23 protein-coding genes are annotated in these 25,134 nt (G+C 42.0%); 9 read left to right on the plus strand and 14 right to left on the minus strand.

Features of this window, described 5'->3' with window-relative positions; all coding sequences use genetic code 11:
• Positions 1–494: 494 nt before the first annotated feature.
• The 6 genes from AC6H3C_RS09400 to AC6H3C_RS09425 all read left to right on the plus strand — a co-directional run bounded on the left by AC6H3C_RS09400 (position 495) and on the right by AC6H3C_RS09425 (position 8,617).
• Positions 495–935 carry an SRPBCC family protein gene (locus AC6H3C_RS09400; RefSeq protein WP_497520516.1) on the plus strand — a complete coding sequence of 147 codons (441 nt, stop codon included), beginning with the start codon at positions 495–497 and terminating at the stop codon, positions 933–935.
• 406 nt (positions 936–1,341) lie between these two features.
• Complete coding sequence (gene rlmD / locus AC6H3C_RS09405) at positions 1,342–2,754, plus strand: 23S rRNA (uracil(1939)-C(5))-methyltransferase RlmD (protein WP_497520517.1); 1,413 nt, start codon at positions 1,342–1,344, stop codon at positions 2,752–2,754.
• 50 nt (positions 2,755–2,804) lie between these two features.
• The gene (gene yaaA / locus AC6H3C_RS09410) at positions 2,805–3,572 is read left to right on the plus strand and encodes a peroxide stress protein YaaA (protein WP_497520518.1); all 768 of its coding nucleotides are present in this window, start codon (positions 2,805–2,807) and stop codon (positions 3,570–3,572) included.
• Between the two features lie 111 nt (positions 3,573–3,683).
• The gene (folE, locus tag AC6H3C_RS09415; protein WP_497520519.1) at positions 3,684–4,301 is read left to right on the plus strand and encodes a GTP cyclohydrolase I FolE; all 618 of its coding nucleotides are present in this window, start codon (positions 3,684–3,686) and stop codon (positions 4,299–4,301) included.
• A gap of 159 nt (positions 4,302–4,460) precedes the next feature.
• Positions 4,461–5,288, plus strand: a complete 828-nt coding sequence (locus AC6H3C_RS09420; RefSeq protein WP_497520520.1) for a hypothetical protein — start codon at positions 4,461–4,463, stop codon at positions 5,286–5,288.
• 167 nt (positions 5,289–5,455) lie between these two features.
• A complete protein-coding gene (locus AC6H3C_RS09425) occupies positions 5,456–8,617 on the plus strand; it encodes an ATP-binding cassette domain-containing protein (RefSeq protein WP_497520521.1) in 3,162 nt (1,053 codons plus the stop codon).
• A gap of 1 nt (position 8,618) precedes the next feature.
• Here the strand turns inward: AC6H3C_RS09425 and AC6H3C_RS09430 are convergent, their stop codons facing one another.
• A complete protein-coding gene (locus AC6H3C_RS09430; RefSeq protein ID WP_497520522.1) occupies positions 8,619–8,855 on the minus strand; it encodes a CDGSH iron-sulfur domain-containing protein in 237 nt (78 codons plus the stop codon).
• Between the two features lie 37 nt (positions 8,856–8,892).
• Complete coding sequence (locus tag AC6H3C_RS09435; RefSeq protein WP_497520523.1) at positions 8,893–9,723, minus strand: SMP-30/gluconolactonase/LRE family protein; 831 nt, start codon at positions 9,721–9,723, stop codon at positions 8,893–8,895.
• Positions 9,724–9,814: 91 nt separating this feature from the next.
• On the opposite strand from AC6H3C_RS09435, the gene AC6H3C_RS09440 reads away from it, so the two are divergent.
• Positions 9,815–10,939, plus strand: coding sequence for a lactonase family protein (locus tag AC6H3C_RS09440; RefSeq protein ID WP_497520524.1), 1,125 nt, complete (start codon positions 9,815–9,817; stop codon positions 10,937–10,939).
• Positions 10,940–11,043: 104 nt separating this feature from the next.
• Here AC6H3C_RS09440 and uvrB read toward each other — a convergent pair whose 3' ends face one another.
• Genes uvrB through AC6H3C_RS09455 form a run of 3 tightly spaced genes read right to left on the minus strand, consistent with a single transcriptional unit; the run spans position 11,044 to position 14,678 of the window.
• Positions 11,044–13,065 carry an excinuclease ABC subunit UvrB gene (uvrB, locus tag AC6H3C_RS09445; RefSeq protein ID WP_497520525.1) on the minus strand — a complete coding sequence of 674 codons (2,022 nt, stop codon included), beginning with the start codon at positions 13,063–13,065 and terminating at the stop codon, positions 11,044–11,046.
• A 9-nt stretch (positions 13,066–13,074) separates the two neighbouring features.
• Complete coding sequence (locus AC6H3C_RS09450) at positions 13,075–14,067, minus strand: endonuclease/exonuclease/phosphatase family protein (protein ID WP_497520526.1); 993 nt, start codon at positions 14,065–14,067, stop codon at positions 13,075–13,077.
• Positions 14,068–14,078: 11 nt separating this feature from the next.
• A complete protein-coding gene (locus tag AC6H3C_RS09455; protein ID WP_497520527.1) occupies positions 14,079–14,678 on the minus strand; it encodes an HAD family hydrolase in 600 nt (199 codons plus the stop codon).
• 205 nt (positions 14,679–14,883) lie between these two features.
• Here AC6H3C_RS09455 and AC6H3C_RS09460 point away from each other — a divergent pair, with 205 nt between their 5' ends.
• A complete protein-coding gene (locus AC6H3C_RS09460; RefSeq protein ID WP_497520528.1) occupies positions 14,884–15,285 on the plus strand; it encodes a transposase in 402 nt (133 codons plus the stop codon).
• Between the two features lie 295 nt (positions 15,286–15,580).
• On the opposite strand, the gene AC6H3C_RS09465 is transcribed toward AC6H3C_RS09460, so the two are convergent.
• From AC6H3C_RS09465 to AC6H3C_RS09505, 9 genes are all read right to left on the minus strand, one after another.
• On the minus strand, positions 15,581–15,718 hold the full coding sequence (locus tag AC6H3C_RS09465; RefSeq protein WP_497520529.1) for a hypothetical protein: 138 nt from the start codon (positions 15,716–15,718) through the stop codon (positions 15,581–15,583).
• A gap of 6 nt (positions 15,719–15,724) precedes the next feature.
• Entirely contained in the window at positions 15,725–16,750 is a 1,026-nt protein-coding gene (locus tag AC6H3C_RS09470) for a hypothetical protein (RefSeq protein ID WP_497520530.1), read from the minus strand.
• Positions 16,747–17,346: a J domain-containing protein gene (locus AC6H3C_RS09475; protein ID WP_497520531.1), complete on the minus strand. Its 600-nt coding sequence runs from the start codon at positions 17,344–17,346 to the stop codon at positions 16,747–16,749. Before AC6H3C_RS09475 ends, AC6H3C_RS09470 begins: the two co-directional genes overlap by 4 nt.
• On the minus strand, positions 17,343–17,576 hold the full coding sequence (locus AC6H3C_RS09480) for a hypothetical protein (protein ID WP_497520532.1): 234 nt from the start codon (positions 17,574–17,576) through the stop codon (positions 17,343–17,345). The genes AC6H3C_RS09475 and AC6H3C_RS09480 overlap by 4 nt, the downstream gene beginning before the upstream one ends.
• Complete coding sequence (locus AC6H3C_RS09485; protein WP_497520534.1) at positions 17,573–18,211, minus strand: hypothetical protein; 639 nt, start codon at positions 18,209–18,211, stop codon at positions 17,573–17,575. Before AC6H3C_RS09485 ends, AC6H3C_RS09480 begins: the two co-directional genes overlap by 4 nt.
• A 695-nt stretch (positions 18,212–18,906) precedes the next feature.
• Entirely contained in the window at positions 18,907–20,181 is a 1,275-nt protein-coding gene (locus tag AC6H3C_RS09490; protein WP_497520535.1) for a toll/interleukin-1 receptor domain-containing protein, read from the minus strand.
• Positions 20,182–21,205: 1,024 nt separating this feature from the next.
• Positions 21,206–22,303: an ISAs1 family transposase gene (locus AC6H3C_RS09495; protein ID WP_497520536.1), complete on the minus strand. Its 1,098-nt coding sequence runs from the start codon at positions 22,301–22,303 to the stop codon at positions 21,206–21,208.
• Between the two features lie 96 nt (positions 22,304–22,399).
• Positions 22,400–22,936, minus strand: coding sequence for a hypothetical protein (locus AC6H3C_RS09500; RefSeq protein ID WP_497520538.1), 537 nt, complete (start codon positions 22,934–22,936; stop codon positions 22,400–22,402).
• Between the two features lie 839 nt (positions 22,937–23,775).
• On the minus strand, positions 23,776–24,480 hold the full coding sequence (locus AC6H3C_RS09505; protein ID WP_497520539.1) for an MjaI family restriction endonuclease: 705 nt from the start codon (positions 24,478–24,480) through the stop codon (positions 23,776–23,778).
• 184 nt (positions 24,481–24,664) lie between these two features.
• Between AC6H3C_RS09505 and tnpA the strand changes: the two genes are divergently transcribed.
• Positions 24,665–25,087: an IS200/IS605 family transposase gene (tnpA, locus tag AC6H3C_RS09510; protein WP_497516157.1), complete on the plus strand. Its 423-nt coding sequence runs from the start codon at positions 24,665–24,667 to the stop codon at positions 25,085–25,087.
• Positions 25,088–25,134 lie beyond the last annotated feature (47 nt).

Consider the following 25,134-nt stretch of genomic DNA (forward strand, 5'->3'; position numbering starts at 1 on the left):
GAATAATTTCGGTTACCATATTAAATTGATCGTAAATTATTCAACTCAAACCTTAAGGGAATACATTCAATTTGTGTAAAACCACCATAACACCGGTTACCGGGTTGATTTGCATAAAAAAAAAACCTAACGCTGATACTTCTTATTGTCCAAAAGAAAATCAGGTTAGGTTCTAAGCGCATATATAGCATATGAATTGCCAATTTTACAAAGCAATGGTCCTGTTTTAGCAGACATCTGCCTGATCAAAGGTAATAGCATTCGTTCAGAATTATTAAATAGCGGCGTGTACATATTATGGACATGGCTGGTTTTGTTTTAACCAGAGTTTTATTTAATGCGAACTTTTGAAATCGGCATGCAAAATATCTTTGAATGAAAGGCAAAAGGAATCGGCAGGAGGAAGAAGTACAAATTATGGATTGGAAGAAATGCCGGCAGGCAACAAATAGGAATTAAGAAAGAGAAATTATAAACAACAAAAAACAAGTTTTATGGCGAAGGAAATTAAAACCGAAATAGTGATCAATGCGCGACCTGATAAAGTATGGTCGGTATTGGCAGATTTTGAGCGCTACCCGGAATGGAATCCTTTCATAAAAAGCATTACAGGAAATGCAAAAGTTGGAAGTCAAATAACGGTGAGCATTGCGCCACCCGATGAAAAAGGGATGACATTTAAGCCAATCATTTTGGCGTTTACCGAAAATAGAGAGTTTCGTTGGATAGGCAAACTATTATTCAAAGGGCTGTTTGATGGCGAGCATAAGTTTGAACTAATTGACAACAAAAATGGAACAACTACTTTCGTACATAGCGAAATATTCAAAGGAATACTTGTCTCACTGTTCAAAAAACAACTTGAGAATAATACCGCGAAAGGTTTTGAATCGATGAATGAGCATTTGAAAAAGAGGGTAGAGAATGGTGAATAAGCCTCATGTGAAATTATGTAAAAAAAGTCTCAACCATTAGAGACAGCTTAAAATGACCGACAACAATGCCATTATGAATCGGTAAGTGTGGTCGAAAGGTCATTTTTCCAAAGATATCATGTATTTAACCGGTGACACACTGGATTTGGAACTGCGAAGACTTAAATAAAGAAGAATGTTGGATTCGTTAATCGTTCATCGTTCATATCCAGTTGAATAACATAAGGTGGATATTCCGGAGATGTTGAAGAAGACTTGCATACGTATGCAGCCATACTCTTACGCTGACGCTGTTTTGCAACCGTGCCATGTAAGGAATAATGTTATTGGGATTATCCAAAGTTGCCGAAAAGAAATCGTGAAGGTTTTTTAGTTTTGATTATTTTTGTTGAAATTTTCAATACTCATGGGTAGAAGTCGCAAAAATAACCCTTTTTACGAGGGAGTCAGGATTACAGATATCGGAGCAGAAGGAAAAGCCATTGCCCGCGTTAACGAGATGGTTGTTTTTACCACGCATGTCATTCCGGGTGATGTGGTTAATTTGCAGGTAACCAAAAAACGCAAGAACTACCAGGAAGCCCGGGTGACTCAACTGCTTGAGAAATCGGCCGACCGGATTGACGCTTTCTGCAAACACTTTGGGGTTTGCGGTGGTTGCAAGTGGCAATACCTTCCATACGAAAAACAGCTCTTTTACAAACAAAAGCAGGTGGAAGATCAGCTGCGTCGCCTGGGCCGTATTCAGTTACCCGAAATCAGCCCCATCCTGGGATCAAAAGAGCATCAGTTTTACCGCAATAAGCTGGAATTCAGTTTTTCGAACAAACGATGGCTCAGTCCCGACGAAATGGGTCAAGACTTGCTCCCGGAGCAAATGAATGCGCTCGGGTTTCATATCCCCGGATTGTTTGATAAGATCATCGACATTGAAAAGTGCTGGCTGCAAGCCGAACCGTCGAATGCCCTGCGTAATTTTATCCGCAGTTATGCCCTCGAAAACGGACTGTCATTTTTTGATATCCGGAAACAGCAAGGCTTTCTGCGTAACATGATCATACGTACCTCATCAACCGGCGAAAATATGCTGATTGTGGTTTTTTATTATGAAGATGAGGATGCTCAGAATGCCCTTCTGAGGGCTGTTGCTGACCGGTTTCCCGAATTAAGCTCCATCCTGTACGTGATTAATGAGAAGGGAAACGATACGATTACCGATCAGGAGATCCGCGTATTCAAAGGAACCGACCATATTTTTGAAGAAATGGACGGCTTACGGTTTAAAATAGGCCCCAAAAGTTTTTACCAGACCAACGCGGCGCAAGCCTTTGAATTGTATAAAGTGGCCCGCGATTTTGCCGGGCTGACCGGAGAAGAAGTGGTTTACGATTTATATACCGGAACCGGCACCATCGCCAACTTTGTGGCATCGGGGGCTAAAAAGGTCATTGGTGTCGAATACGTGAAAGAAGCCATCGACGATGCCCGGGTGAACTCGTCCATCAACAACATCGGGAACACCCTGTTTTATGCCGGCGATATGAAAGATGTGCTGAATGAAGCTTTCATAAGCCAGCATGGCCGGCCGGATGTAATCATCACCGATCCGCCGCGCGCCGGGATGCACGAAGACGTGGTGAAAGCCATTTTAAGCGCATCGCCCGAACGGATTGTTTATGTAAGCTGCAACCCGGCCACCCAGGCACGCGACCTGTCGTTAATGGACGAATATTACCGGCTTACAAAAGTCCAACCGGTTGATATGTTTCCGCATACACACCATGTTGAAAACGTCGTGCAACTAATTCGCAGAGATTAGGTAAACCTTTAGACAAAAAAAACAGTTTAAGTAAAAAAAAATAACGCCACATGATCACCATTATTTCACCCGCGAAATCCCTTGATTTTGAGACGCATTCCCCTGTCGGTTTTTATTCGCAACCTGAATTTATTGAGGACGCCGAAAGAATCAACCTGCATTTAAAGCGGTTGAATGTATCCGGTCTGATCAAATTGATGGGCATTTCGGCTAAATTGGCAACACTGAATGTTGAACGGAACCTTCAGTGGGGGACACCCTTTACCCCCCAAAATGCCAAACCGGCTATTTTTGCATTCAACGGCGATGTGTATGAAGGAATGAAACCGTCGGTCTTTTCTGAAGAAGACTTGAAACTGGCTCAGGAAAAAATCCGGATTATCTCGGGCTTATATGGTTTGTTAAAACCACTTGACCTGATTCAGCCGTACAGGTTGGAAATGGGCACAAAACTGGAAATCGGTCCGGCGAAAGATTTGTATAACTTCTGGAAAGAAAAGATTACAGCCAGGCTAAACGAGGACGTGAAAAAAAACGGCGGCGTATTGATTAACCTGGCCTCGGCTGAATATTTCAAAGCAATCGATTCGTCGAAAATAGACGGACAAATCATTAGTCCCGAATTTAAAGACAATAAAAACGGAAAATACATCATCATTTCATTTTTCGCTAAGAAAGCGCGCGGCCTGATGAACCGGTTCATGATTCAGAATAAAATTACAAACCCGGAAGACCTGAAAGCATTCGATCTGGAAGGTTATTATTTTAACAATCAGTTATCGAAGGATGACAAGTGGGTATTTACCCGGGACAAATAAGCTTTAGTGACACTTTCTTTGTTTCCGGATACGGAAATACGTTCATGATGGCATAATATCGTTTACCTTTGTCGGCTCAAAGAGTTCAACGCACAACCGGAATAACAAAAGATGGAACATTCATTTAACGACGAATCGGGCAATTATCAGCGGATTGACAAATTTGACGCCGAAACGACCACGAAAATCAGTGATTATTATGCCCGGATAATTGATCTTCTTGGCGAAGATGTAAAACGCGAAGGCCTGCAGAAAACACCCATGCGTGTGGCCAAGGCCATGCAGTTTTTACTTCAGGGCTATGATCAGGATCCCGAGGGCATGCTGCGCGATGCCATGTTTAAAGAAGATTACCGTCAAATGGTGATCGTAAAAGATATCGAGATTTTCTCGATGTGCGAGCACCACATGTTACCCTTTATCGGGAAAGCGCATGTGGGCTATATTCCCAATGGCTACATCACCGGACTCAGTAAAATTGCCCGGGTGGTTGACGCCTTCGCCCGCCGGCTTCAGGTGCAGGAACGGCTGACTACCCAAATAAAAGAATGTATCCACAATACCCTCAACCCGCTTGGAGTAGCTGTTGTTATCGAAGCACAGCACTTATGTATGCAAATGCGCGGCATACAAAAGCAACATTCGGTGACCACAACTTCCGACTTTACCGGCGCCTTTGAACGGGTAGCCACCCGCGAAGAATTTATCCGGCTGATCAGTTCCAGGTAATCTGTTAATAAATCATCGTCATTTTAATCAGAAGCGAACAATTTTATATTATTTTAGCTAAAAAAATTCAGTAAATGACAGATGGCCTTACCTGGGGATATTTCTGTCGAAATGCCGATATTAAATGTATAACTAAGAATAACAACAAAAACCATTCAAATGAAAACATCAAGAGCATACAAATTCGTTTCTCTGGCTATGGCTGCCGGACTGCTTTCATCCGGCTTTATCGGGTGTACCGGGAAAACTGACAAAAAGCATGGGGCACAGGTCGAAGAAACCATCAAACAAGAAATTGAAGAATATGCTTATCCGTTGCCTTCAGCATTTGAAGTAACCAATATGCTCAATGAGATTGAGGCCAGCTATATTGTTGGAATTGCCAACAAACCTGAAAAAGCGAGCGGTTACCTCTCCGAATTCAGCAAGGCCGTTAACCTGGGTATTTACACGGCCGACCTGGCTTATGCCACCACCTACAACCAGAAATCAGATATTCAGGATTATTTTAAAGCCAGTGAAAACCTGGTCCGTGAACTTGATTTTACCTCGGCATTCGACAAAAACCTGCCGGAACAAATCGATGCCAACATCGACAACAAGGAAGTGCTGGTCGACATTGTTACAGACATGTTCCAGCGGGCTTATTCCTATTTGAACCAGCAAGGCCGTACCGAACTGTCGTACCTGGTTTTGAGTGGTACAGTGATCGAAGGTCTTTACCTGACCACAAATATTTCTGAAAATACCTTCCAGAATCCGAAACTGATCGAAGCCATTCTTTTCCAGAAAGAGCCGCTGATCGATCTGGAGAATATGCTGAGCAATCATGCAGAATCTGAGCTGTTGAAAGATGTCTATCTGGATATTAAACAAATAAATGCCATTTACGCTCTGGAAGAGGGGACCAGTTCAATGACAGAGAAACAGGTCACTGAACTGTCCGAAACCGTGGCAAAAATCAGAGAAAGTTATGTGCAGCAATAATTGGTGACAATCGTTTTAAAACGGGTTTTTGTGGCCGGAACGAACGGATGCAGAAACCCGTTTTTTTCGTTCTGTTGCAACTAATCCAGAAATGTTGCCACCGCAAGCTAAAAACCTGACGTTAAACTTTGACCTGACAACAAGGGCGTTTCACAAATTTCCGGCAGATGTACGAAAGTATCATTGAAACACTGATCAAGCTGTTTGCCATCATCACCGATTTTCGGAAAAAGCTGTCTTCCGAATCCGAATTGCTGGTGGAATCCTACCTGAAAGAAAATTTCAACCGGGAGCTGGTCGAGAAATATATGGTTCTTTACCAAAATTACGTGCACTATTACCACATCGAAAACCGGGAAATATTTTATAAAGACAATGGCAAAGGTGAGCGCTTTATCAATAAAAACTACCTGCACAACATTTGCAGCGCCATTGTCAGTAATTTCGACCTGAACACCCGCTTCACGATTGTCTCGCAACTGCTAAACTTCATAAAAAGAGCAGAAGGCCTGAATATTGACGACTTGAAAATGGTCAATATCGTAGCCTCGGGTTTAAAGATTGACCCACTGGAATATGAAAACCTGTACCGCTTTTACCTTTTTTCAATCGAAAAAGTAAAGGATAAAAGCTGTCTGTTCGTTGTAAACGGTAACAAAGAATATCACGATAAGGAAATCCAGCATTTATACCGAGAAAATCAACAGGTTGAGATTGAGCTTATCCGGATTTCAAGCACCAATACCTTATTTTTCAAATACTGGGGCCCCCGTAACCTTTATCTGAATGCACACCGGCTCACCCAAAACCGGCTTTACATTTTCCCGCAGGGAGGGATTCTAAAAACGTCACGCATCATCCCGATATACTACAGCAGCGTGATGAGCCGGTTCATCCAGGAAAAAGGAAAACCGCGCATTGTATTGAATGTTGAGAATATTGAATACCGATTCAATAAACGTGTTTACGGATTGTATCCGGTGAGCTTTCAGGAACGCTCGGGCGACTTGGTGGGCATACTTGGAGGAAGCGGCGTTGGCAAAACCACCTTGCTGAACGTGTTAAACGGCAAACTGAAACCACATGGCGGTAAAATAACCATCAACGGGTATGACTTGCACGACCCGAAAAATGAAGAGATCCTGAAAGGAGTGATCGGCTATGTACCCCAGGATGACCTGCTGCTTGAGGAACTGACTGTATACCAGAATCTTCTGTTTAATGCGCGCTTTTGTTTCGGGAATATGAATCACGGACAGATTGAAGAAATCATCCGGCAAACCTTAATAGATTTTGATCTGGTAGAAGCCCGCGACCTGGTTGTTGGCAACCCCCTGAAGAAAATTCTGAGCGGCGGCCAACGCAAACGGCTAAACATTGCGCTTGAGCTGATGCGGGAACCTTCCATCCTGTTTGTGGATGAACCGACATCGGGACTTTCATCAGCCGACTCCGAAAAAGTAATGTACCTGCTGAAACGCCAATGCCAGAAAGGACGCCTGGTTTTTGCCAACATCCATCAGCCGTCAAGCGACATCTACAAGCTGTTCGAACGCATGATTGTTATGGACAAAGGCGGCCGTGTTGTTTTCTTTGGTAACCCGATGGATGCCATTACCTATTTTAAACACCAGGCCAACTATGTCAATCCCGACGAAAGCGAGTGCATGGCCTGCGGAAATGTGAAAACCGAACAGCCGCTCCGGATTATCGAATCACGCATGGTCGACCCGTTTGGGAAAAGTATCCGCCGCCGGAAAATATCACCTGCCGAATGGTACCAGAACTACCAGGAGAAAGTGGAACCACGGGTTGTTGAATTTATGCAGATGAACCCGGTGTCGGAAGAAAAATTCCCGGAGGTGATCTTCAAAACACCCGGTTGGATTAAACAACTCAAATTATTTATAAAACGCGATTTTGCGTCGAAGCGTTCCAATAAACAATATTTGGCCATTGCCTTGCTCGAAGCGCCCATCCTGGCAGTTATTCTTGGGTTTTTTTCCAAGTTTTCCGATGCCGGCAGGTATTTATTCAGCGAAAACGACAACATCCCGGCCTTTCTGTTTATGAGCGTAGTCGTAGCCTTGTTTATCGGGCTGAGCATCAGCGCTGAAGAAATTTTTAAGGACCGAAAAATCCGAAAGCGCGAAGAATTTCTGGATTTGAGCCGCGGGGCCTATTTCGTGTCGAAAATACTGATGCTGTTTATGATTTCAGCCATTCAGGTGCTTTCGTTCGTACTTATCGGGCATTACATGCTCGAAATCAGGGATCTGACTTTTTCAACCTGGGCTATCCTCTTTTCAACTGCCTGTTTTGCCAACCTGCTGGGCTTAAACCTTTCGGCCGGTCTCGACTCCGCCGTAGCCATCTACATCCTGATTCCGCTGATGCTGGTGCCCCAGCTACTGCTCAGCGGGGTGATTGTCGATTTCAACAAAATGCACTATTCGCTTAGCAGTTACGATAAAACGCCGTTGATTGGCGACATGATGGTGTCGCGCTGGTCGTATGAAGCGCTGGCTGTTAATCAATTCAAAAATAACCGGTATCGGCGCAATTTCTTTGAGGAAGAAAGGGAGAAAAACGAACTGGGCTTTAAAGCCTATTACTTTTTGCCTGAAGTGGAGAAAAGACTAAAAGCCTATGAACGCATACTACTGAAAGGAGAAAGGGAAGAGGCCGGCTTACTCGTTCCCGTCCTGAGAAATTCGTTTGATGAGCTGCTTCGCTCCGTCAATCCTCCATCAGATTCTGTGGTCATGACGGTGCATCGAATTGGACAGAACGGTTTTCAGCAGCAGGATTTTGACCGTTTAGCTGATTACCTGGCCCTGGCAAAAAATGAATACCACAAACGGTACGGAGCAGCGAGCGCTCTTCTGGATGAAAAACAGAACCAGCTGTTGTCCCGGTTTGGAGGAGACACCGAAAAAATGATGGATTTCAGGAATAAGTACGTCTGCAAAAAGCTGGAAGCCCTGCTTCATGATAAATATTCGCTGCATAAGTTGTACCTGTCCAACAACCGGATTTACCAGGGTGATGAACCCGTTTACCGGAGTCCGGTTTACCGGAACGGCTCGGCTCATTTTTACTCGGCGTATAAATACATCGGAAAGGTCAGGATTGAAACCGCCTTGTTTAACATCCTGGTTATGTGGTTATTTACCGTATTCCTGATGATCGCTCTGTATTTCGACCTGCTGCGGAAAATAATCTCCTATGTTGACCGTTGGAGGTTGACTCGTCAGGCCGAGTTACGCGACCGGATTTTTTATAACCCGATGGCTTTTATAAAGGGAGACCGGAAGAAGGAAGGATGATTTATAACGACCGGTGTGATCCGTCGCAAAACGGCGGATTGTCGGTTTGTTTGCACCGGCACCAGAAAACCGTTTGCTTTGTTTCGATCGTCACTTCTTTCGGACTAAAACCGGTTCCTTTGTGCGAGCCGTCGCAGAATGGCTGATTGCTACTCTGCCCGCACGCGCACCACCAATAGGTGCCGGGCTCCATTTCCAGCATAGCCGGACTTTTTTCAGCGATTTTTCCTTTTGTCATGGTTTTTCGATTTAAAGGTTTGAATTGATGGTCGTGTTTAATAGCTTATTTGATAGGCGACAACCTGGTTGTCGAAAAAAGTCGGGACCAGCAGCAAATTCAGTTCTTTTGCGAAAAACAGGTCGGCCGTGTTGATCTTTTCCTCTGTCGAGTCCCACATTTTGGTCATTTTGCCGTCTTTGAGATAGAAAATACGCCCGGGCCAATTGGAAAATACAAAATTCCCTTTCTGATCTTTTTCCAGCCCGTCAATTCCCTGACAATCATCCTGCAAATCTTTAATTGTTTTTGTTTTGATATCAGCTACCTGGATTTTTTGTGAACCAATATACAGTTTTTCACCCTCGGTATACAATCCGTTTATACCGTTCAGCGGATCACCTTCGTGCCATGCGGTAAACTGGCCATGATGCAGCAGATGAATTTTATTGGTCCGGCTGTCGCTGACGAAAACCATCCCGTTTTTGGTAACAGCCACGTCGTTCAGGAAAATGGCGTCGGGAGCGGGATAACGGTTGGCTATTTTCCCCTGGCGGATGTCAATTTCCACGAGTTCGTCGATATCGGCAACATACAGTTTGCCTTCAAAAACCGCCATCCCTTTGGGAGCGCTCAGTCCGGTAACCCATTCCATCGTTTTAACGGTCCCATCGGTATTCAGTTGCGAAATAAAGCCATTCCCGTCCTTCTCCGAAGGGTTTTCATTGATGTTGGCCACGTAGATCAAACCGGTTCCGGCATCATACAGAACCGATTCCGGAGTCTTCATAACCGGGCCGGTTCTCCATACTTCAACCAGCTTCTGTCCATAACTGCATATCGAAAAAAATAAAACTATTGCAGCAATTAATACTTTTTTTGGATTCATTTCATTTATTTTTAACGGTTGATGTTTAGGAATAAAACAAGAGAATGATCTTTTGGTTTTGTTTATCTCAGCAACCGTAAAATTAATTGATATGAATAAACTGATTACAGTGGTTATCGTGGTCCTGGTTTTGTCGTGTTCCCCTTCAAAAAAAGAATATTTACTTTACGTCGGGACTTATTCGGTCGAAAACAGCGAAGGCATTTATTGCTATCAATTCGAACCTTTATCGGGGAAATTGACCTTAAAGAATACAACACCGAACAAGAGTAATCCGTCGTTTTTGGAAATCAGCCCGGATGGACGTTATCTGTATGCCGTAAGCGAAATTCACGATTTTGATCAGTTGGACAGCGGTTCGGTAACAGCATACCGGATCGGGGAGTCGGGCGAATTGGTCAAAATCAATCAGGAAGCAACCCTGGGCAATCACCCCTGTCATGTGGCGGTTTCACCCGACGGGAAGACAGTGGTTGCATCAAATTATACCAGCGGTAGCCTGAGTATTTACGATGTACGCGACGATGGCGGCCTAAACCCGGTAAAACAGTTGATTCAACATACCGGCTCCGGACCCGACAGCGCCAGGCAAAAAGGACCGCATGCCCATTCAGCCCTGTTCACCTATGACGGCAGTACCCTGATTTCGGCCGATCTTGGCACTGACCGGATCGATCTGTACGAATTGTCAGGCGATCATCGTTCATATGTTCCTGCAGGTCAGGGATCTGTTTGCATGGCCCCCGGCGCGGGACCGCGTCATTTCGATTTTTCGCCCGATGGCCGGTTTATCTACGTGATGAATGAAATGGCTTCTACGGTGACGGTACTTCAAAAGGATGCGGATAACTACCACGAAATTCAAACGGCATCGAGCCTTCCGCTAAATTACGGCGAGGCCAGTTACGGGGCCGATCTTCATGTCAGTGATGATGGGCGGTTTGTTTATTGCTCGAACCGCGGACATAACTCCATTGCTGTTTTTAAGCGCGGGCAGGAAGGGGGAACCATTGAGTTGATCCAGCACGAAGAAGTACAGGGTAACTGGCCGCGAAACTTTGCCTTATCTCCCGACGGCGATTTTCTGCTGGTTGCCAATCAACGCAGCAATAACATCAGTTTATTGTCAATCAACCACGAGACCGGTTTGCTCCATTTTGCCGGAGAGTTGACTGAGGTTCCCAGTCCGGTTTGTCTGAAATTTTTGGTAAAGTAAAGCTGGAGGTGCGACCAATCTTTTGCCCTTACAGGGCAAGAAAAACAGGAAGGCTATATGGCCAATGATTAATGACCAATGACTATTGCCTGCCGGAGCGCGATTTACACGGATGTTTTCTTTTTCAGGATCTCCTGCAACCGGTACATTTCATCGCGAAGGCGGGCTGCTTCAATAAAATCGAGCTCTTTGGCGGCAGCTTCCATCTCTTTTCTGGTTTTGGCAATGGCTTTTTCGAGGGCCGCAGCATTCATGTACTGAACAACCGGATCGGCGGCAATGTCGGGACGGTCGTCGCCATTTTTGTATTCCGCTGCCTTGTTGCTGCGGTATTCGTAACCAATGATCTCGCGGGTTGGTTTTACGATGGCCCTGGGCGTAATGCCATTTTCCTGGTTGAATTTCAACTGCCTTTCGCGACGGTAGTTGGTTGAATCGATGGTTCGCTGCATCGAGTTCGTGATCTTATCGGCATACATGATGACCATGCCGTTCAGGTTTCGGGCTGCACGGCCGGCTGTTTGGGTCAGCGAGCGTTCCGAACGCAGAAAACCTTCTTTATCGGCATCAATAATGGCCACCAGCGATACCTCGGGCAAATCCAGTCCCTCACGCAGCAGGTTGATCCCAACCAGCACATCAAAAATACCTTTCCGCAAATCTTCCATAATTTCAATGCGTTCCATGGTGTCGATATCGGAGTGGATGTAACGCGTTTTAATTCCCATATTGGCCAGGTACTTGCTCAGCTCTTCAGACATCCGTTTGGTGAGGGTGGTCACTAAAACCCGTTCGTTTTTTTGTATCCGCAGATTGATTTCGTGCATCAGGTCGTCGATTTGGTTGGTCGACGGACGAACCTCAATCACCGGATCGAGCAAACCGGTTGGCCGGATGATTTGCTCAACCACGATCCCTTCCGATTTTTCCAGCTCATAGTCGGCAGGTGTGGCGCTTACAAACAGCGCCTGGTGGACCATGTTCTCAAATTCTTCGAACTTGAGCGGCCGGTTATCAATGGCAGCCGGTAAACGGAAGCCATATTCCACCAGGTTAACCTTCCGGGAATGGTCGCCGCCGTACATGGCCCGTATCTGCGGCATGGTAACGTGGCTTTCGTCCAGAATAATGAGAAAATCGTCGGGAAAATAATCGAGCAGGCAAAACGGGCGGGTTCCGGCTTCGCGACCGTCGAAATAACGCGAATAGTTTTCTATTCCGGGGCAATAACCCAGTTCACGCATCATTTCCATATCGTATTCCACACGTTCTTCAATGCGCTTTGCTTCCAGTGGTTTCCCGATTTCACGGAAAAATTCAATCTGTTTCACCAAATCGTCCTGGATGTGACGGATGGACGCCTGCATGCGTTCTTTCGTGGTGACAAAGATATTGGCCGGGTAAATGGTTGCCTGGCCTAACTTTTCGATGATTTGCCCGTCAACCGGGTCGAAGCTGAAAATCTCCTCAATTTCGTCTCCCCAGAAGACGACCCGCAAGGCCGAATCGGCATAGGCCAGAAAAATATCGACCGTGTCGCCTTTAACCCGGAAGTTTCCGCGCTGAAAATCAATCTCATTTCTCGAATACAAGGCATCGACCAGCCGGTGCAGCAGTTGGTTACGGTTGATCACCTGCCCGGTTTTTACTTCGGTTACATTGGCGTGAAAATCCTGCGGGTTACCAATACCGTACAAACAGGACACCGACGACACCACGACCACATCCCTCCGCCCCGACAACAAGGCCGAAGTGGTGCTAAGCCGTAACTTTTCAATATCCTGGTTGATCGACAAATCCTTTTCAATGTAGGTATCGGTAGTCGGAATATAGGCTTCGGGCTGGTAGTAGTCGTAATACGAAACAAAGTATTCGACGGCGTTATTCGGGAAAAACTGCTTCATTTCACCATACAGCTGGGCGGCCAGTGTTTTATTATGACTCAGAATTAAAGCCGGACGCTGCACCTTCGCAATTACATTGGCCATGGTGAAGGTTTTACCCGAACCGGTTACGCCCAATAAGGTTTGAAACCGGACTCCCTGTTCAATTCCTTCAGCCAACTGCTGAATGGCGTCGGGCTGATCGCCCATAGGCTGATACGGTGCAACAACTTTAAATTCCATGGAATGTGTTTAACGGCTTAATTTCAGGTAAACCGGAAAATGATCGGAAACTCCGCCGGTATACGTGGACCCGCTGTAGGTTCGGTTCGGCGAAATTTCACCATTTCGGTTTACATATAACATCCATTCGTCCTGGTAAATATTTCCGGGAACGATGGTCACAAAACCTTTTCCATCCAGTAAGGGGTTGGTTACAATCAACTGATCCAGCATGTTCCAGTCGCCGCGGTATTTGTACGATCCCTGGTTTTGCTCATATAAGGGGAACATCAGGTTAACCAGATTTCCTCCGTTTCCCGGCGCCTTGGCTCCCAGGGTTTGCAACAAACTAGGGTTATCCGGTTCATCGTTCATGTCGCCCATAATAATAATCTTTGATGAAGGATTCTGAGATAGCAGCTCGCCCACCTTATTCTTCAAAACCTGCGCGACGGCAATTCGCCTGGGTTCCGATTCTTCGGCGCCACCTACCCGCGACGGCCAGTGATTGACGAAAAAATGAATCTCGTCGGCGCCAAACTTTCCGTGAACATGTAAAATATCACGGGTTCTGAACCCCGCGTCCAAGTCGATTGCTTCCGACGAAATCAGTTTAAATTCGGCGGGGCGGTAGAGCAGGGCCACGTCAATTCCGCGCGCATCCCGGCTGTCGTGATGTACAATACGGTATTTCCCTTTCGCCATCGCCGGGGTATTGACCAGGTCCTGCAAAACAGACAGGTTTTCAACCTCACAGAGCCCGATTACTTCGGGCAGGTCTGCCGGGTTGATACCCGTGAGTACTTTTGCAATATCGTTCAGCTTTTTCTGATAGCGCTCTGTTGTCCATTCTTTTTTGCTATCCGGCAGAAACTCGTTATCGTTTACATGCGGATCGTCTATGGTATCGAATAAATTTTCAACATTATAAAAGACCACAGAGGCCTGTTTCCGGTCGGCCCAGGGGGTACATGAAACAGTAATGCTCCAGATAAAGAGAAAGAAAATAATTTTTGAATTCACTTTTTCCTAAATTATTTACCGGTTGTAACCTCGTAATATTTGGTAACATCAACCACCATCATCCCGGCTGTGTGGGCGGCCTGGATGCCCAGTATGCCATCCTCGAAAACCTGGCAGGCAGTTGGCTCCACACCCATTAATTCGGCGCAACGCAAAAACGTTTCGGGATGTGGCTTATAATTTTTAACGTCTTCTGATGCCACAATGATATCCAGGTATTGATCCAATCCGATTAATTCCAGTGATTTTTTTGCCAGCCTCCTCAATCCGCCGGTACCAACAGACATCGGTATTTTACCGTGGTATTTTTTAATAATCTCAACAACGGGTTCAATAGGAAGCGCCTTGTGCATGTTATTTTCGTACTCCAGCTCTTTTTTATCGCCCATTTCTTTGGGGTCGATATTCTTGTTAAACAACTCGTTCAGCTTCTCTACCGTTGCATAAAGCGGGATTCCTGCCAGTTTTTCAAATAGTTCTACCGTAAAGTCGATTCCGTATTTGGCCGAAGCATTTCGCCAGGCAATATAGTGAATCGGCATGGTATCCGAAATTGTTCCGTCCAGGTCAAAAATCAAGCCCCTCGCTTTGGGGTCAATGTCTAAATTCATAGGTATTCATTCTAATTTAAGCCACAAAAATAACCAATAATCCAGGAACAAGTTCATTTTTAACTTTACCAAAAAATTAACATATTTGCAAAAATCAAGAAACATGGACCGCCAGGCATTTCAGTGCCAGTGATCAGTGGCAGTATTCAGTTGCGGCTCTACTCAGGTACTTTTTAGCTGCAAGTTCCAAGTTCCAAGTTCAAGTTTGAACATTGCCGGTGGAAAAGTAACCTTCGTTGCCAAAGATTACCGCGACAGGGCCGTCAAGAAGCCCGTTACCCTTGATGGTGTGGAGTTCCTGCGGCGGTTTGCTTTGCACATCCTGCCCCGGCGGTTTGTCAAGATCCGGCGCTTTGGCATATACAACCACACCGTAAAACGGAACCTTCAATTACAGTTTGTTTCGGAAGAAAAGCCCGACATTGACGCGCTAATCAAAAAGCAAAAACCTCCCGAACCCAATGTTGAACGGTTTGCAAGGCTGACTGGCATAAACCCCTGCCTTTGCCCGGTGTGCAAAACCGGGAAGATGATCGCTGTAAGAGAACTGCCACGCATCCGGTCTCCGGCATGGGGCCAGTTGAACAAACCGGTAACACAATCATAATCAACAACTCCAACTTGCGTTCCCGCGCAACCGGGAGAGGTATGCCCCGTTACCGGCAAAAACGGCAAAAAAACAGGGCATAGCCATCAACGTGCTTGTGTCATTGGCGTGAAAAAGCACAAAAACCTGTCATACGTCAAAGAACCTCAGGCCGCTTTCTGCCTGTTTTATTTTTAAAAATCAATAAAAACCTTCGGTAAGTGCATAGCCCTGGGCCCGGCGGGTGTAGTCCAACACCGACTCATCGCTGGGTCTTGCAGACCGCTCAGAGTCCTATTTATTGTGTGGTCGTTTTTTATTGATTATCAGTATTTTGGTCATCTTTTTTATCTTTATCCTTTTTAAAAATCATTGGAATTGCTCCAATAATTAAAAATACAATAATCCAACCGATTAAACCTAATCCAGCTTGTTGATTTACAATTGCTTCCATGATTCTTTATTTTATGTTTGTAATTCTGAAAGATTTTAAAGTATTATTCAAAGTCGAAGACCAATATTCTTTTTCCGAAATACGGTATGAAATTGTTAACGATATAATCCTATCATAATTCAAAAACCTATACAAGTCAACAATTACGAAAGGTTGGTCTTTAAATTGGCGTTTGTACCTTACATGTATGCAATCCATTCCATTAATTTCACTAATAGTTAATGGATACCACTCGATAAGCTTTAATGGAGTATTATTAAAACCCTGTTGTACTTGACTTTTGAATTGATTATTCAATTCAGATAATTCAGCAGAAGATACAATTATCTTTTCATTCAGTCTTTGAAAATCGTTCGGGTTACCTTCAATGGTTTCAACCATTACTCTACAATATTTGCTTAACGAAGTTTCATTATATTCATTTATTCCTTTGGGTTGAAGAGTTAATTTTGATTCAAGAAAATCAACTTTCCAAATATTTTCTATGCTGTCTTTATATTCTTGATTTTTTATTTTGTATTTACCAGCTTGTATTTCGAGCATTGGAGATAAATCTATTGTACCAATATCCTTTATTTCAATACGTTTCCAATCTTTTAATGGCTTACCAATTTCAATGGGTAATTTGTTTTTAGTTGATGGGATTTCTTTTTCTTTATAAAATGTGGTTAAAAATGAACCTGTATAAAGGGTTACTTCTGAAATTGAATCATTTTCTATTGTTACTGTAAAATCACCTTTGTATGTTCTGTATTTAAGTTCATTTGGCGATTTATCAAATGTTACTGTTTTTACTGAAAATTCTTCTTTTTCAACTTGCCCACTAACATTCATTTCTACCGTAATTGAGTTCTTCCTGAAAGTGATTTTACCAAATACATCTTTATTCCCTGAATCTTCACTTTTTTTGTATTCGATATACATTACAGACCCAAATTTATACTCCTGTTCTAATCTATCTTCGTCTTTTACTTGATTTGCACAGCTACCCAGAATAAAGGCAAGCATTATTAAAAGATAATTTGATTTCATGATTTATAACGTTTAGAAGTGAAACTAAAACCCAATATTGAAAGCCCCAAAAATATTAGTGACAAAACTATTTGAGGAATATCTCCGTAGTTGATACCTGAAATAAAAGAAAAAATTGCCGAAGCTCCAACTATTCCTGAAATTGCGTATATAAATGCCGTGCCTCCTTGTTTACCTGTTTCAACTATGATTTCGCCAATCAGTTTAGTGAAATCAGAAAATGACATTGACGCATATTTTTCTGCTTGTTTTTTTGCTGTTGAAGTCCAATTATTTAAATCAGGGTCTTTGTAACTTGCTTTTTGTTTGTATGAACCATTATTGTTAGTGGATTGATATTCACCAAAAATTTGTTCTTCTTTTATTTCTGTTTTTGCAACAAAATATAAATCATATTCAATGTTGTACTTATTTCTTGCGTCGTCATCTGATAAAATTAGATAAGCCTCGTTTATTTCAATGAATTTATCGTGAGCTTTTGGACTTTTATTCTTATCAGGATGCCATTGTAAAGCAAGTTTCCTATATGCTTTCTTTATTTCTTCTTTAGAAGCATATCGGTCAACTTGCAAAATATTATAAAGGTTAGGAATCATTGTTTTGTTATGTTGTTTTCACTATCATTATTTTGGGTTTTGTCAAGTTTAATTTCAGTAGATTCATTAATTTTCGGTTTCTTCCACATTTCTCGTATTCCGAAGAATAGTCCTAAGGCTAATAAGCCTGTAAATGTTTTACTTGCACCTGCTGCCGATAATAATATTCCGATAATAAAAAATCCTACAATTAACAGAATTGTAACCGCAATTTTTCCACCTTTACTCATGATGTTTTATTTTTTAAATTATTGAATAGTTTAAATTTGTTCGTGTCTGTAAGCCAATTGTATTCAGTATAAAATTTCGTTCCGCTTTCATCTTCATATTTTACTAAAATTTTGGCATCCTCCATTAAAGTCTTAATATTTGTTTTTAGGTAGTCGTCAGCTTCTAAATGAGTTCCTGTCGTATTTTGAACAATTTTAATTTTAAAATCTCTCCTTTCGTTTGGTAATAAAGGTTCTATCTTTCCAATTTCTCCATTAATATAAGTTTTGGGAGGTGTATTTATGTATTTTATATCAATAGAATAAGCAGTCTGTGATGAATTATTCCTTATTTCCAAAAGATGATTCCAGAAAAGTTCCCAATATTGATTTGGTATGTCAATGCCAAGTCTTATTATTTTGGGATTATTTAAAGTATAACCTTTGGTAAGTCTACCCCAATCAGTTTTTTTATGATGTAATACTATTTTGGGTCTTACAAACCATTTAGAAATCAAGCTCGTTAATAGTCCTACACCACTAATAATCATTGCAATTAATGGTTCATATTCATAAGTCTTAATATACCATAATGTCGAAAGAATCAAGACTATTATTTCAGCAAGAATTGTAATCGTGTTTTTTATTATTCTCATACCGTGTCAGATTGTTTTTTTAAAATGCCACATAACGGTGTTGTAAGCTGTTGAAAAAGTTTAAAAATACAAATAAACTTTACATAGTAGCGAAATAACAAGTGTGTATTTTTCCAAAGGGTGTAAGTCCCTATACGCTGGGGTAACGCCCGGAAGTATTAGCAAGTGACAAGCTGGTTGCTGGCGACGGCAGCAGTGAAGGAAGTCAAACGGCAAAATCCGGTACTGACGAACAGAAACGTGATATGAGGCATAGTTATTCGGGTAAGCAAGCACATCATTGTAACGCCCCAAGAATACCAAAAGGGTCACTATGTAGATCACGCAGGCATTGGAGGAAGGGAAAAGCTTTTACCAGGGGAGATCTCACCGTCCACGTGTTGGCTGTGGTGAGAAGTCATCCGGCAGCTGCCGGACATAGTAGCTATCGGTAACGAGCCACGAATAGAAACCGTGGAGGTCTCACCAGATAGTGAAGGACTGAACGTTGGGTTGTCTCGAATTCGATAAGGAGGTCCAAACTTCGAGTTTGCCAGCCTTATCCTAAACAAAGACAGAGGTACTATTGGTGTAAAGAGCGATAGTGTTGATACCTGATGAACCGCCGTGTACGAGACCCGTACGCACGGTGGTGTGAGAGGCGCACTCCGTCAGCTAATTACTGGCGGAGCCGTCTACTCGATTGGGCACAGTAATTATTTTTTTAGTCCATTTATTAAATCAATTATTTTATTTTCAAATTCAATTTCACCAATTCTTGCTTTTACTTCACAAAAATCAATTGAATTTATTTCTCTCAGTTCTTTAATATTCAGCCAATATTCGTCTTGCGATTCTAATGGTCGTATGTCATCCTTTTCAACTTCGAATAAAAAATTGTCAATATGTATCGGATAAAGTATTTCTTTCCATTGCTGTTCTTGTTTCATTCTCCCTTCTGATAATTCAAACTGACAAGCCTTACTTTTAATGGAATGTTCAGAAGAAATAAATAAAAGTCTATCTTGTTTGTTGACATTTTCTTTCATTATTTTTTTTAATCCTTTACCTCCAGGGGCATCTTTCTCCCACATAAAAGTTGAAATTCCTTTCTTCTTTAATGAATCATTTAATCCGTTTGCGAATTCTTTATCTTTAAAACTATATGAAATGAAAATAGTCTGATAATCAATTCTATTTGTCATTGCTGAGATTTTATCTTTTATAATTGTTTCATTTATCCCAAAACATTTCTCAAGAATTTTAGGCTCTAATGATTCACTTTTAATAATTGTTTGAAAATCAATAAATGAAAACTCATTCCCTTTTGCTGAATTTGAATTATCTATGGAATTTTTTCCGATAATACAATCAGAAAATGTAGTTTGTCCAATACTACAACTACGAAATAGACAATTAGTTAAATCAAAATGTGAAAATAAATTGTTATCCAGAATTGAATTATTAAACTCAATTTGAAAATTATAATTATCTCTGCTATGCCCTTCAAATCTTGTATAAGAAAGGTAAACATTTTTGAACGTTAACTTTTTAAAGTCACAACCACCAAAGTATACCTCCAAAATTTCAGGACAATAAGTAAAAACTGTTTCTGATAATAAGGAATCGCCGAATGTGAAATATGTTAATACTGATTTATGAAAAGATGTTTTTATGAGGTCGCATTCAAGAAATTTGAAATCATTTAGATGTGAGTTATTGAATGAACAATTTTTAAAAATACATGCTCTAAAAGTTAATCCCCTTAAATATTCGCAATTATCAAATTTGCAGTTAATGAAATTAAAACCTTGAAAATCTAAATTTTGCAAATCGAGTCCGCTAAAATCATAATTATCAATAATAATTAAGTCCTCTGTTTTTGCAATTCCATAAAAATCAGTAGTCAAATAGTATTGCTTTTTAAGCTTATCACTATTCAGATACTTTTCAAAGTGTTTTATGAAATCTTGTTTTGTATTTATTCTCATATGTTCAGAGTCTTGGTATTATTGTGCCCAACGGTTTGCAATATGACCAGTGGCGGAAAGCGGGTGACATCACTGTCAACCGTTACAAAACTTTGTGCGGGGCAGACGCTTTCAAGCTGCCACTGTGCCCGACATTGGTTATATTGCGTGTGTGCGCCCTGCATAAGCAGCGCGCACACTTGTTGTAAGCTGTTGAAAAAGTTTAAAAATACAAATAAACTTTACATAGTAGCAAATAACAAGTGTGTATTTTCCCAAAGGGTGTAAGTCCCTATACGCTGGGGTAACGCCCGGAAGTATTAGCAAGTGACAAGCTGGTTGCTGGCGACGGCAGCAGTGAAGGAAGTCAAACGGCAAAATCCGGTACTGACGAACAGAAACGTGATATGAGGCATAGTTATTCGGGTAAGCAAGCACATCATTGTAACGTCCGACGAACGCCAAAATCGTTTTATAGTAGATCACGCAGGCATTGGAGGAAGGGAAAAGCTTTTACCAGGGGAGATCTCACCGTTCACGTGTTGGCTGTGGTGAGAAGTCATCCGGCAGCTGCCGGACATAGTAGCTATCGGTAACGAGCCACGAATAGAAACCGTGGAGGTCTCACCAGATAGTGAAGGACTGAACGTTGGGTTGTCTCGAATTCGATAAGGAGGTCCAAACTTCGAGTTTGCCAGCCTTATCCTAAACAAAGACAGAGGTACTATTGGTGTAAAGAGCGATAGTGTTGATACCTGATGAACCGCCGTGTACGAGACCCGTACGCACGGTGGTGTGAGAGGCGCACTCCGTCAGCTAATTACTGGCGGAGCCGTCTACTCGATTACCGCCAGTTAATATTGTTTATCAATTGAAAGTCCAGTTTCTATTATATATTTAAGAAAATCTCTGCCGAGAACAGAAATTTTAATAGAATTACCATTTTCAAGAATAATCAAGTTAAAACTAAATAAATAATCTAAATAATTATCATAAGTGTATCCATCGTAGAATTTAGGGAATGAACAGGGCAAACGCATCTAATTTAATTGCCAATCAGCTTTAACAAATATTCATTGCCCCATCCGGCCATTTTTCTTCGGCTTTTAATCCCCACCCTGGCATCGTCCTTTTTTAAAAGGTTTAATGCAATCCGGTTGAGGCTGGAGAAGTTTTGAGCAGCATTGCCACTGCGTTTTCGGCTCAGGTCCTCCCCAAAAGCAACGTCAAGCACCCAATGGACCTTGTTTTCAATCCCCCAATGTTTCCGGACGCCATGGGCGATTATGTCAGCTTTTTTTAATGTGCTTATGTAAAAACTTGTTTCGTTTTCTCTTTTGCCTGTTGCCTTAAAGTACCGTTCACGGTCCACTTTGACAACAGAGGCCAACCCATTCCATTTTTCGGCACTTTCTACCAGGCTCAGGTCTTCTATGATACTACATTGCCTTGTCTCTATTCTTCCATGCCCGTAATCAAGCTCTTCAAAATAATCGTTTACAGGCAAAACCCTGAAACTGTCCTGAATATCTTCATACAGATCCTTTTGGTTTTCTTTGACCGAAAGAATGTAATGTGCTTTTTTCTTCACTATTTTACGCGCAATATTTTTCTGGCACCCCATGGCATCAACCGTAACGATACACCCTTCCAATAAAAGGGCATCCAGCAGTTTGGGAATAGCTGTAATCTCATTTGACTTTTCTTCTACCTTAATTTGTCCCAGAACAAGTTCATTCTCGTCAGCCCAGGCACTTACAATATGGGTTGCCGTTTTGCATCCCTGTTTGCGAGACCCGCGCATGGTTTTGCCATCAATACTGATAACCTCACCATGGGTTCTTTGATGTATTGACTTCACCCAAGATAAAAAACAATTCTCAAACTCATCGGCATCTAATGCAGCAAAAAAGCGGTTAAACGTGTCATGGGAAGGTATCCCGTTGGGAAGCTCAAGGAAGCTGCTGAGCCACTCCTTTTTTATCTCCCCGTACTCTTCCATGTCGTTCCATGATTCACATCCACAAAGCACTGAAGCAATCGCGATGAAAATTATGTCATCCATGAGATGACGTTTAGTCCTGTTAATACGTGGATCTTTCATTTCTGAAAAATACGACAATAAATTACCTTTGCTATCCATTTTGTCATCTATCTGATTATCAGATAAATATACAATTTTTTCATCGCAAAAACAACTTATTCGACTGATTATTAAGCAGTTAGGCGTATTGTTTTTTTAGATGCGTTTGCCCTGAGGGAATGAATTTTTTGCATAATCATAAAAAACTTTTAAAGTATCTTTATTCTCGAACATACTTGAGTTAAGTCGATGCAATAAATTCAATTGACTTCCATAAATGCTATTGTATATTTTATTAAAATGCATAATTAAGTAAATCACCTGTGAATATTTAAAAAGAATTTCTTGTCTTTCTTCTGGTGTGCGCAAAGAATCGAGATTTGTTTCTTTTTTTACTGAAGTTGCAAATAACTCCATAGTTTCGGATGAGAATTGATTTATAGCTTTATCAATATCCTTATTAGGTACGCCTTTAGATAACAATTCTATTGGAGACTTTTCCTCATCATCAAATTGTTTATTACTAACTCCAGTTTCAATGCCAGCATTACCATATCCAATTTTTTTTATGTTATTAATAAAATTTTTCAATGGTTCTCTAAGTGTAAAGAACACTATGAAAACCACAAGCGGCCATGATATTACTTCTAATATCTTAACTATTAATTCCAAAAATTTAATACAGGTATCCATATTGTCATTTTTTTAATTGGCGGTAACGTTGAGGGTATGCAGCGGGCGGGCTTCGTGGCCGATTCACTATCCACCGTTACTGCCCTTACCAGCGAGCCCTGAGCTTGAAAACTGCTCTGAAACCCGCCTGATGTATACCCTGTGTGTGCGCCCTGCATAAGCAGCGCGCACACTTGTTGTAAGCTCTGGAAAAAGTTTAAAAATACAAATAAACTTTACATAGTAGCAAATAACAAGTGTGTATTTTTCCAAAGGGTGTAAATCCCTTATACGCTGGAGTAACGCCCGGAAGTATTAGCAAGTGGCAAGGTGGTTTTCCGTGAGGAATGCACTGAAGGAAGCCAAACGGCAAAATCCGGTACTGACGAACAGAAACGTGATATGAGGCATAGTTATTCGGGTAAGCAAGCACATCATTGTAACGCCCCAAGAATACCAAAAGGGTCACTATGTAGATCACGCAGACATTGGAGGAAGGGAAAAGCTTTTACCAGGGGAGATCTCACCGTCCACGTGTTGGCTGTGGTGAGAAGTCATCCGGCAGCTGCCGGACATAGTAGCTATCGGTAACGAGCCACGAATAGAAACCGTGGAGGTCTCACCAGATAGTGAAGGACTGAACGTTGGGTTGTCTCGAATTCGATAAGGAGGTCCAAACTTCGAGTTTGCCAGCCTTATCCTAAACAAAGACAGAGGTACTATTGGTGTAAAGAGCGATAGTGTTGATGCCTGATGAACCGCTGTATACGAGACCCGTACGTACAGTGGTGTGAGAGGCTCTCCCCGTCAGCTAATTACTGGCGGGGCAGTCTACTCGATTAGCGGTATGTGGTTTTCTTTCAGTCACGTAATCGATTAATTTCTAACATGATTTGTTCGATTACTTCAGTATTATAGATTTTCTTAGTCCCGCTTGAACTTTTAGTTGAAAAAACAAAGAATACTTTACCTCCAAATTCTTTTTCGAAACGTTCGTGATTTTTTCTGTGCATTTCAATCCATTGGTATTGATTTAATGACTGACCTGACGCAATCGGTTTTATTTGAATACCAATGTATTTTTGATTGATTTTAACGAAAAAATCAATGCCGTAAGTTCTATCCCAGTTATCTGGCGCAGCCTCAATCTTTTGCCCAATCGCACCTTCAAGTTGCCCGTAAATTGTTTCTATTTCAGTTTTGTAGCCTTCATAAGTCCGATTCAAGACAAGATTATAGGCATAATCAATGCACTCTTCCTCTGAAATCTGTTCAAGTTCGTTTTGCACTACTTCAGAGAGTTTAACATAAAGAGTTTGTCCAAGACCTGTTATGTACTCCCTAGTGATTTGCAAACCATCTTTTTTCTTTTGCTTGGCTTTTGTAAAATAAAATTGTTCCCATTCTTCGTATTTTGAAGGGGCACATGTTCTTATTAATTCAGATGTTGAACCAACGCTGTGAGCTTTATTCAATCCCCACCGGTTCATTCCGTAGTTTAATAATGTTTCTCTTTTGAATTTCAGATTATGTCCATCTGAACCGGAAATGTATTCTTTCTCCATTAGGTTATTATTAAAGGTTGTCTTGTTGATTGAATATTTGCAGGATTGCCATTCCAACTATTTAGTTCAAGTTAAAAACCCACGTTCTCTGAACGTGGTCAGAGACGTTCCACGGGTTTGCCTGTAAAACGACTCATATTTACCTTTAGAAGGTTGTCCCCACAACCAAAGAAAGGAAAAAACAATGAGTCGTTTTAAGAAGTTGTCGCATGCGATCTGGCATTGCATGTACCATATCGTATGGACCCCTAAATATAGGTATAGAATATTGAAGGGAGAAATCAAAATTGAAGTGGAACACTGCATCAAGGCTTTCTCGGAGCAGAAAGGCTGTATTATTGAGGAGTTGAACGTACAGGAAGATCACGTACATCTGGTTTTGATGGTTCCGCCGAAAGTCTCTATTTCTGACATGGTTGGGATTTTTAAAGGACGAACAGCAATTCGGCTGTTCAACAAATATAAGAGCTTGAAGAGCCGCCCCTATTGGGGCAATCATTTCTGGTCAAAAGGCTACTGTGTGGATACAGTAGGACTGGATGCGGAGATGATCAAGAGGTACGTCAAGTATCAGGAAAAGAAAGATAAACGAGAAGAAGAAAAGTAGTCATTAACCTGTGGGGACAACAACTTTTACCTTCTTTGAGGGTAAAA

Source organism: Gaoshiqia sp. US2, assembly GCF_059705485.1.